This window comes from Priestia sp. TGN 0903 (genome assembly GCF_050846855.1).
GTDB classification, from domain to species: Bacteria; Bacillota; Bacilli; order Bacillales; family Bacillaceae_H; genus Priestia; species Priestia zanthoxyli.
The window spans coordinates 74,440-88,898 of sequence record NZ_JBOZGL010000001.1 but is presented as its reverse complement, the minus strand read 5'-3'; the positions used below and the strand labels follow the sequence as shown (position 1 = coordinate 88,898).

Here is a 14,459-nt window from a genome sequence, read left to right as displayed (position 1 = left end):
TTGCTGATTAAGATCGGGGTGGCACAGGAGGCACATGCGTTGCCAGCGGTACGTCTTTTGGATTGATTTTAAATGGTCGAGGGTATTTTTCAGGATTGGTGATCGTCTCAGGTTCAGAAGAACGCCAGGTAAACAAACACACGTTGCATAAGTAAATCTCCCAGGCTCCTTCAACTGGTGATTTAGATACTAAGTTCGCTTGTTTGGCTTCACATCTTGGACAAGTATGCATGTCGATTCCTCCTTGTTTATTTTTGCATCATATTCGTTAAGATTTTTTCCCATTTTTCAGTTTCAAGTGGTGTATCTAAAGGCTGCGAGTAGTGGCCTCTTGTTTCTGGTGCAACCGGTGTTGTAGCATCCAAAATCATTTTATCTGTAATACCAGCCGGATCAGATCCTGGATCAAGTGGCAGAACTGAGAGATTAGGCACTGTTATAACATCATGTTTTGGGTGCATTTTTGTCGATAGCGCCCACATGACTTGCGGTAAATTAAACGGATCCACATCTTCGTCTACTAAAATAACTAGCTTGCAATATCCTAATCCATGCGGCGTAGTCAATGCCCTCATACCAACCGCCTTAGCAAATCCTCCGTATCGGCTTTTCGTTGAAATGATAGCAACGAGACCATGAGTATACATCGCGTTCACCGCTTCAATCTCTTCAGGATATGCTTCTTTTAGCTGCTGATATAAAGGAACGCTTGTATTGATTCCAATTAAATAATCTGTTTCTGTCCAAGGCATACCGATATATAGACTTTCAAAAATAGGATCTTTGCGATGGTATACGCGATTGATTTTGATAACAGGCATGCTTCTGCCACCGGAGTAATGACCTGTAAATTCACCAAAAGGACCCTCATACTCACGTTCACCAGCTAAGATTTCTCCCTCTAAAATCACTTCTGCTCCCCAAGGTACATCTAAATCAGAAAGCTGAGACTTCACAATTCTGTACGGCTCACCTTGAATAGCTCCTGCCATTTCATACTCTGATTGATCGTAATGAAGCGGCGTAGCAGCTGCTGTGACAATCGCGGGTTCACATCCTAAAGCAATTGATACAGGGAGGTTTTCACCTTTTTCTTCGGCTTGTTTTAAGTGAATGGCAATATCATGCTGTGGCACGGGCTGAATGCCTAGACGGTCTTTCCCTTTGACCTGCATACGATATATACCTACGTTTTGTTTGCCGAAATGCGCCTTATCATGCTGATCACGAGAAATAACGCACGCTTTATCTAGATAGTAGCCTCCGTCTCCTTGATTCAAGCGAAACAATGGCAAAAGGTCGAATAAGTTAATATCATCTTTAATTTCACACTCATGAAATGGCGCTGTTTCTTCTCTTTTCACTTTAACAGGAAATTTTTCATATCTCCGAGCAAACTCAAAGAACTGTTCTTTTACAGGAGTTGATTTAGGCAGTCCCATCATTAACGCGTGATTTGACCAGGAACCCATTACGTTTAGGGCTACCTTTGCGTTGTTATATCCATAAATATTTGTAAATAATAATCCCGGCGTTTGATCTCCTAAATTACTGATGGCTTGACCTGCTGAACCTAAATCCGGATCTGGCTGCACTTCATCTGTAATCGTCAGCAGCTGCCCTTCTTTATGTAGCGTATCAAGGAAATCTCTAAAGTCTTTATAAGCCATGTTTATTTTCCTCCTTATGATAAATGTTTAATTCCATTCCATCTTTTTGCCTCAGGAAGCTCAATTCCTAATTGATCTAACGTTCGAACAGCAATATGTGTGACAATATCATCAATTGTCTCAGGTTTGTTATAAAAAGCTGGCATAGGAGGCACGAGGATAGCTCCCATTTTTGAGAGATCCAGCATGTTTTCTAAATGAATCGTATTCAAAGGTGTTTCTCGAGGAAGTAGCACCAGTGGCTTTCTTTCTTTTAACATCACATCTGCCGTTCTTGCTATTAAGTTATCTGCTAGTCCCATTCGAATAGATGCTAATGTTTTCATGCTGCAAGGACTTACAATCATTCCGTCTATACGAAATGAACCGCTCGAAATTTTTGCTGCTTGGTCTTGATATGAATAACAATAATCTGCTAGCTCTTCTACTTGCCTAACGCTATACGGTGTTTCCAGCTTAATTGTGGCATGAGCCCAAGACGACATGACTAAATGCGTTTCAACAGAAGCCTTCTTCAAAAGCTCTAAAATTCGAATACCTAGAATAGCTCCTGTGGCTCCTGTTATTCCTACAGCTATTTTCATTTCTTTTCCTCCTCTCTGCTTTGGTTACACATTTAACTTTACACTTATTTTCCATACAATTAAAATATTGATAAAGTATATAATAATACCTTTAAAGTATGGAGTTGAATATAGTGGAATTAAGACAGCTGCATTATTTTATTGTCATAGCTGAAGAATTAAATGTAACTAAAGCAGCCAAGCGTCTGCACATGGCTCAGCCTCCTTTAAGCAGACAGCTAAAGCAGCTCGAAAATGAGCTGGGCCTTTTGCTTTTTGAACGAAACAATAACAAGCGCTTATTGTTAACGGCAGAAGGAGAGCTTTTTTTAAAACGAGCGAAAGAAATTGTGCAAAGGGTCGAAAAATCAGTATTGGAAGTACAGGAATGTAAAAGCGTAACAAATGAAAAGCTTGAAGTCGGATGTACAATCTACTGTGCATCAACGGTTCTCGATAAGCTAGCTCTTATTCAAAAGCAGTATCCAAACAGTACTTTTAATATCTATGAAAACGAACCAGCTCATTTAAACGAGTTGTTGACGGATGGAAAGATTGATGTAGCAGTCACCACTACAGACTTACCTTATCAACAGGTAAAAACAAAAACACTTGCACCAGATGTCTTTGTTGTAGCAGTTCCCAAAGAAAGTAGTTATGCAACAAAAAAGATTTCAGTCGCTGAAATCGCTTCTCTCCCTCTTATTCTTCTTCGTTCAAATCGGGAAATAAGCATATACAATCGCATTATAAAGGAATTTAAAAAGATGGATATAACACCTAACATTTTATGCGAATGCCATGACTCAGCGATGCTTCTTAATTTAGTATGTCGTGGCCTTGGTGCTGCTATTGTTCCTTATTCGATGCTATCTTCTTTTTCACTAGAACATATTAAAATTTTAAGCATAGAAGATAATCCATTTGTAATTGAGCCTTTAGTTACGTGGCGTACCGATAGTTATCTCCCCAAAATCGCTCAAGAATTTTTAAAGCTTTTTTAAGTATAGATGCACAAAGAAGGCTTTGCTAAAATAGCAAAGCCTTTTTTATTTTATATTGATATATGTGACTACATTAACCAAGAAATTAATAGCGGTAATGTAACAAGTGACATAATGGCACTAAGTACGAATGCTGAAGCTGTTTCACCAGCTAGGCTATCAAAGCGCACTGAAATCATCGCTGCTACAGCTGAACCTGGGAACGCTACTAATAACACTAATTTTACGATGTCAGCTGATGATAGACCCATTGCTGTTGCAATTCCTAACATTACAAGCGGCTGAATAGCCACTTTTAAAATCGCAATACCAAATGCTGATGGGCTAAATTGAATTTTACGAATACCAATTGTTACCCCAACTGCGAATAGCGCTGCACCTGACGTAATTGAGCCAATTTGATTTAAACTGCTTGACAATAAATCTGGAGATTGGAACCCACATAGTACTAATACTACTGCGATTAAGGGAACACACGCTAACGGTTCAGAAAGACCGTGTAAGATTGATTTAATCGTTACTTTAAATAAGCTTTCTTCAGAATCTCCTTCACTTCTTTCGCGCTGTCCAACCGTACCAATAATAGTTGCTAAAGGATCAAGCATCGCATTTACTACGATACCCGTAATAGCGATTGGAATTGCTACTACATCCGCGCCAAACAAGCTACCTAAAACGGGAATACCCATAAACGCAAACGTTGGCTGCGTAGAGTTTAAAGAGAACATAGACGCGCCTGTTAGTGAGTATTTGAATACATATTTTGCAACGAGTAAGAAAAGAACATAAAATCCAATAATACCAAGAACTAATGCTAATAAAAACGGCCATTTTTCAATAAGCGTTTGTTTTGATGTTGTTGTAATACCAACGAATAAATGTGCAGGTAACGCAAATTTTGTTACAAGCGTATTTAACCCTTTAGATGTTGTTGCATCAAACTTTTTAAAATACCCTGCTAAATAACCTAGCAAAATAACGAAAAAGATTGGGGTTAAAATAATAAAGATTTGACTAATTTCCATTTTTGAACACTCCATTGTTTAGATTAGAATCAATCATATAAATTTGCTTTCTTAGAAAGATAATTATCTTCTAAGGCTTGTCTATGGATATTGTTTACGTCAGGCCATTCATCTCCCTTTTTGCTAAACATCTCTACAAATATGAAGTAACGTATAATGGTTCATGAAAACGCATGGACTTTGTTTTTCTACAATCATTTATTTACTTCGAAGCTGTTCATTTAGTTAAATCAAATCACACAAAACTTGTCATACAATACAGTAACTCTACAACCTTAGCAAAAACTTGTCATACAATCATGTTGTTGGCTTACTTAAGCTGAAAAAAAACACCTTCAAATGAAAGATGCTTAATCTTGTGACGAAAGAAAGCGACTTCTGATTGATGAGGAAGAATCTCTAAGAGTTTGAAACTCTCAGTTAAAAAGTTCCATAATTTCACAAAGTTTTTACAAACTATCTTACTTATTTGTATATTGCTTTCTGTGACGAATTTATGAACATGTTTTAACTTAACATTTGTAGGGGAATTATTCAATTACATTGCTTAAAATTTTAATGAAAAAAATATTTTAATCCTGTTTTTTTTACATAAAACGGATTAAAATAGTCATAAAGACCTATATATTATCGGTTAAAAAGAAGATGATTCATCTATCACCTTCTTTTGCTTACTTTATTTAATAATTACATGTAGATCATAATGTTACTTTATTTTAGCATCAATAATGGAAAAATTGTGTTCTTCTGAAAACCACGTTTTGATTTTTTCTTTTGCTTTCAGTTTAACATCTTCATCAATGTACATGGCAACTTGAATCAATGCAAGCCCCAGAGCTCCTAAATCATCTGTAAATCCAACTCCTGCTGCAAAGTCCGGAATTAAATCTAAAGGAAGAATAAAATAACCTAACGCTCCTATAATCACTGCTTTTGCTTTTGGAGGAATATCAGGCTTTTGCAGCGTGTAGTATAAAAGCAGTACGGCATAAACAACGTTTGCTCCCGCTTTTTTACCAAACTTTTTAAGCTTGTCCCAAAATTTTTCTTCCGAATAATATTTGGCTGTTTCCTCTGTACGAACGGGTACAATTTCTTGTTTCTCTTCCATATCGATCACCCTTTCATCACCATATGTACTTATTATAAACGATTATCTCTACCGAATTCCATTGAGAGCTTAAACTCCATAAACCTGCACAAAGCAGGCTTATGAATTTTTTAATGAGTAATGCTTCATAACGATAGTAACTAAGTCATTCAGCGCCGTTTCACTTTTAGAATGATTTTCAAACTGCTGAATGAGATCCATATGTTCAAGCAGCACTTCGTAATTACCCGTCATCTTTCTCAGGACTTCATATGCGGAACTATTCAAATCCACTTGTATTTTCAAATCCTCCAGCTGTACTAGATACTCATTCCAGCGCTGATCTTGTTCTAGCAGCAGCCATACAATTTCTTTTATCGCCTTCCGCACATTGGACTCCATCTTTTCATCTCCTTTGATACACAGATATAACAAAGTCTATGAAAAAAACGAGCTTTTTCATTCCCGTATTATACAAAAAGTGTTTTTTTATTTTATAACAAGCCCGCTTAAGAGCTCTTCCCATACTTTATCATCGCGCAGCACGTCCATTGAAAAAATAGGTGCATGTAAAACACATGTATAAGGCAAGTCCCAGTTAGCTTCGGATAAAAGTTCTTTTTCACTGTTTGTCAGCAGCAGTATATAGAAATCGTTTTTGACCATTCCCTTTAAAACATGCTCTAATTCTTTCGCTTCTTCATACGTTCCGCCCATACGAATAAACAATATACAAGAACTGGTCTCCATTGACGTTAAAAATCGCTCCGTTCTCCGTTCATATTTTTCTTTGACTTCATTATATGAAAGCCAGTTAGTCTCCGTATTAATAGACGACGGAAAATCATGAGCAGAATCAATTTGATACACCTTATCACGCAGTCTAAGCGTGGAACCATCTCCGAAAGAACTGATATAGGTTAAGTGTTCATATACAAATAAGTCTTTACAGCGATTTTTCAACAGCTGATTGACATGAGAAAGAGAAATGCTAATACACCAATCAATCACCCCGGCTTGTTTTCGCAAAGAATATTTTTTTATATATATCCCTGGAAAACAGTTATAGCCTAAACTGTATATCATATCGTACTGCTTGCTTTTTAGTTCATTTAAAGTAACCATATTCATCCTCCCTTCTTCTATAAAATATGACAGTCTTTTATAGAAAGAGGCGGCTTCTGCCTTATACCGTACAAGCTTTTTGCGTTTTAGGAGCTTGTGTAATAAAAGAGTAAGGAATTAAAAAAACAACCGAAGCAAAATATTTTGGAACTCGAAAGATTCTTGTTAAAATACTTGTATTCCATTGAAATAACAAGGCCTATGAAGTCTTTAAAGAAAGAAGATGAAATTGATGAGTAAAGCATTAAAAGATATTCCGATTTCCGTGTTAGATCTTTCTCCTGTAGTTGAAGGAGGAACTGTATCTGACTCACTTAGAAATACATTAGATTTAGCTCAGCACGCTGAAAAATGGGGGTATAACCGCTATTGGCTAGCTGAACATCATAATATGACAGGTATCGCAAGCTCCGCTACATCTGTTGTAATTGGTCATGTCGCCGGAGGCACGTCACGCATTCGCGTAGGCTCTGGCGGCATTATGCTTCCTAACCATTCTCCGCTTGTTATTGCTGAGCATTTTGGTACGCTTGAATCACTATTTCCAGGACGTATTGATTTAGGCTTAGGAAGAGCGCCAGGGACAGATCAGCTGACAGCGCAGGCGCTGCGACGCGACCGCAGAAGCGACGGCAGTGACTTCCCAGAACAGCTGGCCGAACTGCAAGAATACTTTAAACCTGCTTCAGAAAGTCAGATGCGTGTTAAAGCTGTTCCCGGTCAAGGTTTAAATATTCCGATTTGGCTCCTTGGCTCAAGCGGTTTTAGCGCACAGCTTTCTGCACAGCTAGGCTTGCCATTTTCATTTGCAAGTCACTTTTCGCCTAATAATACAATGACAGCTCTTAACATGTACCGTCGTTATTTTAAGCCGTCCGACGTGTTAGAGAAACCATATGCAATGTTAGGTGTAAACGTAATCGCTGCTGATACAGATAGAGAAGCTGAACGCTTGGCTACTTCTATGCAACAGCAGTTTCTAAATTTAATTCGAAACACACCGGGTAAACTAAAAGCTCCCGTGGATAATATGGATGAACTATGGACTGACTTTGAAAAAGCTTCTCTTCAACAGCAGCTGGGCTCTTCTATTGTCGGAAGTCCTGAGACGATTAAAGTCAAGCTTGAACAGTTTATTGAAGAAACAGAAGCAGATGAACTGATGATTAACGCTCAAATTTACGATCACAAAGCTCGCCTTCGTTCGTACGAAATTGTTTCTCAGCTGTTCAAATAATAAAAAGGCCGGACACGTCCGGCCTTTTTATTTGCTTTCTACTGCTTCAAGAAGTAAATCTGCAAGATGAACGGCCCTTACACTTTCTTCTACTCCTTCTCTGACTACGCCTAGCTTCATTTGAATGAGACAGCCCGGGTTTGCTGTTACAATTGTATGGGCATGGGCTTCTTTCACTTTTTCCATTTTATAATCTAAAATTTGCATAGACATCTCTTGTTCCGTTAAGTTATAAATACCAGCTGAGCCGCAGCAATGATCCGCATTTTCCATTTCATTAAACACCGTGCCGTTAATTGCTTGGATCAGTTTTCTCGGTGCGCTGGACGTTTTCATCACGTTTCTTAAATGACACGAGTCTTGATACGTAATAATTTGACTTGGAAGCGATAACTTTTGTTTTTCCACAAACTGCTGCTGCAATAAAATCTCTGAAAAATCTTTGACTTTTGCAGAAAAGACCGCTGCTCTTTCTTTCCATTCCGGCTCATCTTTTAATAGATGATCGTATTCCACCAACAGCGCACCGCAGCCGCCTGCATTAAGAACAATATCATCCGCTTGAATGGATTCAAACGCCATAATATTTTGTTTTGCTAACTTTTTTGCCTGATCTTTTTCTCCGCCGTGCGCATGCAGGGCGCCACAGCACGTCTGCACTTCTGGTATAACGACCTTACACCCCGCTTTTTGTAAAAGTGCAATCGTCGCGTTGTTTGTTTCCATAAACATCGTGTCCATTAAACACCCTGTAAAAAAAGCAACCGTACGCTCTCTTGTTCCTTCTGCTTCAAATAAAAAAGGACGTTTCTTCATTTCTTTTTTTGTTGGCACAGGCGGAAGCGTTTTTTCCATTTGTGCTAAATTACCGGGCAGGACGTTTAATATATTTGTTTTTTGAACAGCTTTTTGCAAGCCGCTTCTTTGATAGAAAGCAAGCAGAGAATGTACATTTTTTAATCGTTCTTTATGCGGAAAAAGCTGTTCAAACACCATATGCCTGAGCGCTTTTACCGGCCATTTATGTCGTTTTTTCTGCTGAATAATATCACGCGCTTCTTCTAATAAGTGTCCGTACTTCACACCCGAAGGACAAACAGGCTCACACGCTCGGCAGCCAAGGCAAAGGTTCAATTGTTTTTCAACGGATTCATCCGGTTCAATAAGCCCATCTACAACTCCTTTCATCAAAGCAATTCTTCCGCGCGGTGACGCTGCTTCATATTGATTGGTTTGGCCATACGTCGGACAGCTCGGCAAACAAAAACCGCATCTCATACAATTCATTAACTCGTCATAATCTAACCGTTCTTTAAACGCTTGCTGAATGTCTTTTGTTGCCGTCATGAACGAACCACCACTCTTTTTCTCGTGTCTTTAGCAAAAATTTTCCCTGGATTCATAATTCCTTGCGGGTCCAAAGCATACTTAATTGCTTTCATCGCAGCTACTCCTTCTCCGCCCATCTTCAATGCTAAATACGGTGCTTTCATTTCTCCGACTCCGTGTTCACCTGTAATCGTCCCTCCAAGCTCAATGGCTTTATGAAAAATCGCTTCAAAAGCTTGTTCGACTCGGTGAAGCTCCTCTTCGTCACGCGCATCTGTTAAACAAGTCGGATGCAGATTTCCGTCTCCCGCATGACCAAACGTACAGATTTTAACGTTGTATTTTACAGCAATTTCATTAATCGCTTTGACCATTTCACTAATTTTAGACCGCGGGACGGTTGCGTCTTCTAAAATCGTCGTTGGCTTCATTCGTGCTAAAGCAGAAAGAGCTGATCTTCTTGCTGTACTTAACGCTTCTGCTTCTGCTTGCGAAGCCGCTACTTTCACCGATACAGCCTTTCCTTCACTGCAGATGCGTGAAATCATTTCAATATCGCGTTTCACCACTTCTGGCGGGCCATCTTGTTCAATCAATAAGACAGCGTTTACATCAGTTGGAAGCCCAACTTGGGCAAAATCTTCTACTACTTCACACGTCGGCTGATCTAAAAATTCAAGCGTAGCCGGAATAATCTTATTGGCGATAATTGCTGAAACCGTCTTAGCAGCTGCGTCCATGTCTTCAAACAGCGCAAGCAGAGTTTGTTTTGTTTCAGGTATTGGAATGAGCTTTAAAATCGCTTCTGTCACGACGCCCAGCGTTCCTTCAGAACCGACAAACAAGTTCGTTAAATCGTAGCCAGCTACATCTTTAGCTAACTTGCCTCCTGTCTTAATACAATCGCCGTTTGCAAGAATTACTTCAAGACCAAGAACGTAATCTTTTGTTACTCCGTATTTTAAGCCTCGTAATCCTCCTGAGCATTCATTGATGTTTCCTCCAATAGTTGATATTTTCATAGAGCTTGGATCAGGAGGATAAAATAAACCTTTTGCCTCTACGGCATTAATTAAGTCTAACGTGATAACACCTGGCTGCACGGTAGCGGTTAAATTTTCTTCATCAATTTCCAAAATTTTATTCATCCGGTTAAAGGTAAGAACAATTCCGCCTTGCGTGGGACACGTTCCTGCGCTTAAATTTGTGCCAGAACCTCTTGGCACAATAGGAACGTGATCTTCATTGCATATCGTTAAAATTCTTTTCACTTGTTCTTTATTTTCAGGCATAATAACTGCATCAGGAAGCGACTGAAAGTTAGGGGTTGCGTCATAAGAATATACGAGTCTTGCTTCACTGCTATCTTGAAAGTTGGCCGATCCTACAACTTCAATGAGCTTTGCTTTTGTTCGTTCATTAAGCATAACGTTCCTCCTTATATATCTCTTAATCTTATTATAGTTGCAGAAGCAACGAGGGACTATAGATAAAAAACTAAAAAAAAGCGCTTTAAAAACTCATTTTTTGTATGTTTATCTAATGAATAGCGCACTTTATTCTAGTAGAGACAGCGCAAGGTAAAAAAGCGTGAGACCCTTTACACTTTTAGGATCAATGTCTGTTAGTTCTTTCATTTGCTTCAAGCGGTAATGAAGCGTATTGATATGAATATGTAAATCAAACGCCGTTTTTTTTAACGATTGATCATTGGCTAAATAGCATTTCAGCGTTTCGAGAAGCTCTTTTTCTTTTAAAAGAGCGGAAAGCACTCGACTTAAGAATTCCTTTTTTACAGGTTCAGAAACGTCTTCTAAAATCATGTCCATCAGCAGTTCCTCATAAAAAACAACGGCTTGACGTTTTGAAGCTACTTTAAGCGCTTTTTTTGCTTCTTCATATGAAGCATGCAAATCAAATTGCTCCGCTGGCTTCCCTACGCCAATAGTAATCATAACTTGATTATTTGCTTGAATGTACTGCTGACATTTTTTTAGTTCTTCTTTAAATCCTTGTCTTGCCTTTTCATCTACAGCTTCTTTCAGTAAAAGCAAGCGATCGTATCCCCAATTTGCGATATAATCTCCTTCACCTTTATGACTTTCAAACCAGTAGCGAATTGTTTCTTGTACCTGCTGCTGCTTCTTTTTCGAAAGAGATGAGTCAATTTGAAACAGCGTGCAGCAATAAGGACTGTCTACTTGTACTCCTAAAATATGACCTCGTTCAATAAATTCTGCATCTACCTGCTGGCTATAAATCCATTCACGAAAAAAAGCTTCTACTCCTTTATTTTCCCATTCCTTTGTTTCTATGTAGTATGCTTCGCGAATAATTAACTCTGTTAATCTTCGAATAATATCTGCAAAAGGCTCAACAGCTTCTGGGGTACCTGTAATGCCAATAACGCCAATAATGTCTCCTTGATAACTGATAGGCAAATTAATTCCTGGCTTAACTCCTTTTAAATCTGCTGCTTCTTTTTTGGAAATATATAGTTTTTGCTTTTTTTGCATCACGTTCCACGCGCCTTCATGAAAAAAACCAACCCGCTTTTCTTCTGTAGACGCAATAATAATTCCGCGTGTATCCGTTACAATTACATGTTCTTTCATCACCAGCTGTACTTCTTTTATAATTTTCTTCGACAGTTCAGACACTAGCTGCACGTTGTTTACACCTCACCTATCATCAATTAAAAGAGCTGAAAGAATGGTTTTCTCTCAGCCCGCTTTTTTTATTATGCGTTCACTTTTTCAGCTTTTTTTAGCACGTTAAAAAACTCTTTCATAAATTTAGGTAAATCCGGCCAAGCTTGTCCGGTTACTAAGTTTCTGTCTACGTGGAGCGTCTGTTCAACAAATACAGCACCCGCCGCTTCTACTTCCGGACGGCAAGCAGGATACGCTGTCACTTCTCTGTCTTGCAAATACTCTCTAACCGTCGTTAACACGAGCTGACCATGACAAATAACGCCTAAAGGTTTGTTTTCTTTTAAAAAATGAGCGGCAATTTCCTGAACTTTTGTGTTCATTCGAATATATTCAGGCGCTCGTCCTCCAGGAATAATAAGTCCGTAAAAATCAGCGGGATCCACTTCATCTACAGAAGCATGAGAATCAATTTTATATCCCGTTTTTTCTGTGAATGTTTCCATTTCTGGAAGAAAATCATGAACAACCGTTTGGAGCTTCTTTTTCACGGGAGAGGCAATGGTACACTGAATATCTTCTTCTAAACAGCGATAATACGGATAAAAAACTTCTAAAGCCTCCACGGCATCTCCTGTTAAAATCAAGACACGTTTACTCATCTTTTATCACCTTTTCTTTTAATGTCGTCATTTACTTCTTCTCGCAAGCTGCTTTCCATTCCTGCTTTTCCCCTAGGAATAATAAAAAAAGCAGGGCCTTCATTCCTTTACTAGGAATGTCAGCCTTGCTTTTTATCTTGTACTCTTTTTAATTCAGCTGTTAATTCAATAAACCAAGCTTCGTCTTTTGTTAGCAGCGCAAGATCAATCAATGAAAGAATCTGCTCTTCGTGCGCCGTTTTTTGAAGGGGCAGCTTCTCTATTTTTTCATCCATCATGCCAATGGTTGTGCCGACCATTTTTTCATCATCACTTTTCACTACATTGATTAGTGCGGCTTTTTTAGATGGATTAATCGTTTTTATATATCCGTATATAAGTTCACCGTCGCGAGACTTTCCTTTGACCCAGTCGCCTACTTTTAAATTTCCTTCAAATAGCTTCACAGTCATTCTCCTTTCTTCATAAACATGCTAAGAATTAATGTAACGGCATATAGTATTCTAGAAAGTAGTGTAATCATAATACTTACAGTTTAGAAAGTCAAAGAATCTGTTTTAGAGCAAAAGGCTCGATATACAAAATCACTGCAACAATAAAAAAATCCGAACGATTTATCGTTCGGATCTTTCTTCAACTACACTCAGCCTCTTTATTTGTTATACGAGTCCAGTTAAGCTGTAGATTCCAATGATTAAGAAACATGCAAGCGTTTTTATAACAGTGATGGCAAAAATATCTCGGTAAGACTGCTTGTGGGTTAACCCGGTAATAGCAAGCAGGGTAATAACGGCTCCGTTATGAGGAAGCGTATCCATACCGCCTGATGCCATCGCTACAACTCTGTGCATAACTTCAGGAGGAATATTGTATTGATTAATAGCTTCTACATACTTATCTCCCATCGCACTAAGCGCAATTCCCATACCTCCAGAAGCGGATCCTGTAATACCGGCTAAAATGTTTGTCGTAACGGCTCCATTGACAAGCGGATTTGTAAAGGTATGTGAAATACCATCGCGAACGGTTGCAAAGCCAGGAAGAGATGAAATAACGCCTCCAAAGCCATACTCAGCTCCCGTGTTCATCGCAGCGAGAAGCGCTCCGCCAATACTTGCGTTAAGACCCGCTTGGAAACCGGTGGTCACTCTCTTCCAGTCATACGCAATCGTCGTAATAATTCCAATAACAAGTGCTAACTCCACTGACCAAATACCAACAACTGCGGTTAAATCTACTTTTCCGAACGCTTCAAGGCCAATTTTGGCAAAATCAAAACCGTCTGGGTACCACTTTGGAATAGAAACAGTAAAAAATTTGTTTGCAACCCCTACAAGCACGAGCGGAACAAACGCTAAAATCTGTCTTGCTACGCTAGGTTCATATTTAGGTTCTGTAGAAGGTACAGACTCTTTTTCTAGCTCTGCAGCAGCTGCTAGTTCATTATTAAATCCGTAGTAGCCTTCTCCAGCTTTTCTTGCTTTTTTACTTCGGCTTTCTAAATACCAAAGACCTAAGCTAAAAACAATAACTGATCCGATAATCCCCAGTGTCGGAGCAGCATAGATGTCTGTTTTAAAAAAAGTCGTTGGAATAACATTTTGAATTTGCGGTGTACCCGGAAGTGCATCCATGGTAAACGAAATAGCTCCTAATGCAATCGTTCCCGGTACTAATCGTTTTGGAATATTCGCTTCGCGGAATAAGTTAGCCGCAAACGGATAAACTGCAAACGCAACAACGAATAAACTTACGCCGCTGTAGGTTAAGATTGCTCCCATTAAAACAATCGCCAAGATCGCACGTTTAGCCCCCACGACTTTAACAATTGTTTTCGCAATCGATTCAGCGACTCCAGACATTTCAACCATCTTCCCGAAGACTGCTCCTAATAGAAAGACAGGGAAGTAGTTTTTAATAAATCCAACCATTTTCTCCATAAAAACGTTTGAGAAAAATGGGAGTGCATAGCTTGGTTCCGTTAAAATAACGGCTAGCAGCGCACAAAGTGGAGCAAACAAAATAACTGAAAATCCGCGGTAAGCAACCAGCATCAAAAGCCCCAGAGACAGCAAAATAATCAGCAAATCCATAACGTTTCCC

Annotated in this window: 15 protein-coding genes; 2 read left to right on the top strand and 13 right to left on the bottom strand. The window is 39.0% G+C overall.

Features of this window, described 5'->3' with window-relative positions; translation table 11 throughout:
* Positions 1–7 precede the first annotated feature (7 nt).
* From ACRPLY_RS00490 to ACRPLY_RS00480, 3 genes are read right to left on the bottom strand one after another with little or no spacing between them, the layout of a single operon-like run.
* Complete coding sequence (locus ACRPLY_RS00490) at positions 8–232, bottom strand: non-oxidative hydroxyarylic acid decarboxylases subunit D (RefSeq protein WP_028413104.1); 225 nt, start codon at positions 230–232, stop codon at positions 8–10.
* A 16-nt stretch (positions 233–248) separates the two neighbouring features.
* Positions 249–1,670 carry a non-oxidative hydroxyarylic acid decarboxylases subunit C gene (locus ACRPLY_RS00485; protein WP_028413103.1) on the bottom strand — a complete coding sequence of 474 codons (1,422 nt, stop codon included), beginning with the start codon at positions 1,668–1,670 and terminating at the stop codon, positions 249–251.
* Between the two features lie 14 nt (positions 1,671–1,684).
* Positions 1,685–2,254, bottom strand: coding sequence for a non-oxidative hydroxyarylic acid decarboxylases subunit B (locus tag ACRPLY_RS00480; protein WP_154972998.1), 570 nt, complete (start codon positions 2,252–2,254; stop codon positions 1,685–1,687).
* A 113-nt stretch (positions 2,255–2,367) separates the two neighbouring features.
* Here ACRPLY_RS00480 and ACRPLY_RS00475 point away from each other — a divergent pair, with 113 nt between their 5' ends.
* A complete protein-coding gene (locus tag ACRPLY_RS00475) occupies positions 2,368–3,237 on the top strand; it encodes a LysR family transcriptional regulator (RefSeq protein ID WP_165635257.1) in 870 nt (289 codons plus the stop codon).
* A gap of 68 nt (positions 3,238–3,305) precedes the next feature.
* Here ACRPLY_RS00475 and ACRPLY_RS00470 read toward each other — a convergent pair whose 3' ends face one another.
* The 4 genes from ACRPLY_RS00470 to ACRPLY_RS00455 form a co-directional block, all read right to left on the bottom strand.
* Positions 3,306–4,262: an AEC family transporter gene (locus ACRPLY_RS00470; protein WP_025751675.1), complete on the bottom strand. Its 957-nt coding sequence runs from the start codon at positions 4,260–4,262 to the stop codon at positions 3,306–3,308.
* 706 nt (positions 4,263–4,968) lie between these two features.
* The gene (locus ACRPLY_RS00465; protein ID WP_028413100.1) at positions 4,969–5,373 is read right to left on the bottom strand and encodes a YkvA family protein; all 405 of its coding nucleotides are present in this window, start codon (positions 5,371–5,373) and stop codon (positions 4,969–4,971) included.
* Positions 5,374–5,472: 99 nt separating this feature from the next.
* Positions 5,473–5,754, bottom strand: coding sequence for a hypothetical protein (locus ACRPLY_RS00460; RefSeq protein WP_013083437.1), 282 nt, complete (start codon positions 5,752–5,754; stop codon positions 5,473–5,475).
* An 87-nt stretch (positions 5,755–5,841) separates the two neighbouring features.
* On the bottom strand, positions 5,842–6,477 hold the full coding sequence (locus tag ACRPLY_RS00455; RefSeq protein WP_432231457.1) for a DUF1796 family putative cysteine peptidase: 636 nt from the start codon (positions 6,475–6,477) through the stop codon (positions 5,842–5,844).
* Positions 6,478–6,709: 232 nt separating this feature from the next.
* Between ACRPLY_RS00455 and ACRPLY_RS00450 the strand changes: the two genes are divergently transcribed.
* On the top strand, positions 6,710–7,714 hold the full coding sequence (locus ACRPLY_RS00450; RefSeq protein ID WP_028413099.1) for an LLM class flavin-dependent oxidoreductase: 1,005 nt from the start codon (positions 6,710–6,712) through the stop codon (positions 7,712–7,714).
* 27 nt (positions 7,715–7,741) lie between these two features.
* Here ACRPLY_RS00450 and ACRPLY_RS00445 read toward each other — a convergent pair whose 3' ends face one another.
* The 6 genes from ACRPLY_RS00445 to ACRPLY_RS00420 all read right to left on the bottom strand — a co-directional run bounded on the left by ACRPLY_RS00445 (position 7,742) and on the right by ACRPLY_RS00420 (position 14,449).
* The gene (locus tag ACRPLY_RS00445; protein ID WP_028413098.1) at positions 7,742–9,061 is read right to left on the bottom strand and encodes a (Fe-S)-binding protein; all 1,320 of its coding nucleotides are present in this window, start codon (positions 9,059–9,061) and stop codon (positions 7,742–7,744) included.
* Complete coding sequence (gene glcD / locus ACRPLY_RS00440) at positions 9,058–10,470, bottom strand: glycolate oxidase subunit GlcD (protein WP_154973001.1); 1,413 nt, start codon at positions 10,468–10,470, stop codon at positions 9,058–9,060. Before glcD ends, ACRPLY_RS00445 begins: the two co-directional genes overlap by 4 nt.
* 129 nt (positions 10,471–10,599) lie before the next feature.
* Complete coding sequence (locus ACRPLY_RS00435) at positions 10,600–11,712, bottom strand: CdaR family transcriptional regulator (RefSeq protein WP_098113060.1); 1,113 nt, start codon at positions 11,710–11,712, stop codon at positions 10,600–10,602.
* Positions 11,713–11,783: 71 nt separating this feature from the next.
* The gene (locus ACRPLY_RS00430) at positions 11,784–12,356 is read right to left on the bottom strand and encodes a DJ-1/PfpI family protein (RefSeq protein ID WP_432231456.1); all 573 of its coding nucleotides are present in this window, start codon (positions 12,354–12,356) and stop codon (positions 11,784–11,786) included.
* Between the two features lie 119 nt (positions 12,357–12,475).
* A complete protein-coding gene (locus ACRPLY_RS00425) occupies positions 12,476–12,808 on the bottom strand; it encodes an IDEAL domain-containing protein (RefSeq protein WP_205689613.1) in 333 nt (110 codons plus the stop codon).
* A gap of 207 nt (positions 12,809–13,015) precedes the next feature.
* Entirely contained in the window at positions 13,016–14,449 is a 1,434-nt protein-coding gene (locus ACRPLY_RS00420) for a GntP family permease (protein WP_013083445.1), read from the bottom strand.
* Between the last annotated feature and the right edge of the window lie 10 nt (positions 14,450–14,459).

Excerpts from the sequence above, each read along its gene's own strand:
- ACRPLY_RS00470 (WP_025751675.1), bottom strand. The coding sequence starts at position 4,262 with ATGGAAATTAGTCAAATCTTTATTATTTTAACCCCAATCTTTTTCGTT.
- ACRPLY_RS00425 (WP_205689613.1), bottom strand. The coding sequence starts at position 12,808 with ATGACTGTGAAGCTATTTGAAGGAAATTTAAAAGTAGGCGACTGGGTC.
- ACRPLY_RS00420 (WP_013083445.1), bottom strand. The coding sequence starts at position 14,449 with ATGGATTTGCTGATTATTTTGCTGTCTCTGGGGCTTTTGATGCTGGTT.
- ACRPLY_RS00490 (WP_028413104.1), bottom strand. The coding sequence starts at position 232 with ATGCATACTTGTCCAAGATGTGAAGCCAAACAAGCGAACTTAGTATCT.
- ACRPLY_RS00430 (WP_432231456.1), bottom strand. The coding sequence starts at position 12,356 with ATGAGTAAACGTGTCTTGATTTTAACAGGAGATGCCGTGGAGGCTTTA.
- ACRPLY_RS00450 (WP_028413099.1), top strand. The coding sequence starts at position 6,710 with ATGAGTAAAGCATTAAAAGATATTCCGATTTCCGTGTTAGATCTTTCT.
- ACRPLY_RS00465 (WP_028413100.1), bottom strand. The coding sequence starts at position 5,373 with ATGGAAGAGAAACAAGAAATTGTACCCGTTCGTACAGAGGAAACAGCC.
- ACRPLY_RS00455 (WP_432231457.1), bottom strand. The coding sequence starts at position 6,477 with ATGGTTACTTTAAATGAACTAAAAAGCAAGCAGTACGATATGATATAC.
- ACRPLY_RS00445 (WP_028413098.1), bottom strand. The coding sequence starts at position 9,061 with ATGACGGCAACAAAAGACATTCAGCAAGCGTTTAAAGAACGGTTAGAT.
- ACRPLY_RS00485 (WP_028413103.1), bottom strand. The coding sequence starts at position 1,670 with ATGGCTTATAAAGACTTTAGAGATTTCCTTGATACGCTACATAAAGAA.
- ACRPLY_RS00480 (WP_154972998.1), bottom strand. The coding sequence starts at position 2,254 with ATGAAAATAGCTGTAGGAATAACAGGAGCCACAGGAGCTATTCTAGGT.
- glcD (WP_154973001.1), bottom strand. The coding sequence starts at position 10,470 with ATGCTTAATGAACGAACAAAAGCAAAGCTCATTGAAGTTGTAGGATCG.
- ACRPLY_RS00460 (WP_013083437.1), bottom strand. The coding sequence starts at position 5,754 with ATGGAGTCCAATGTGCGGAAGGCGATAAAAGAAATTGTATGGCTGCTG.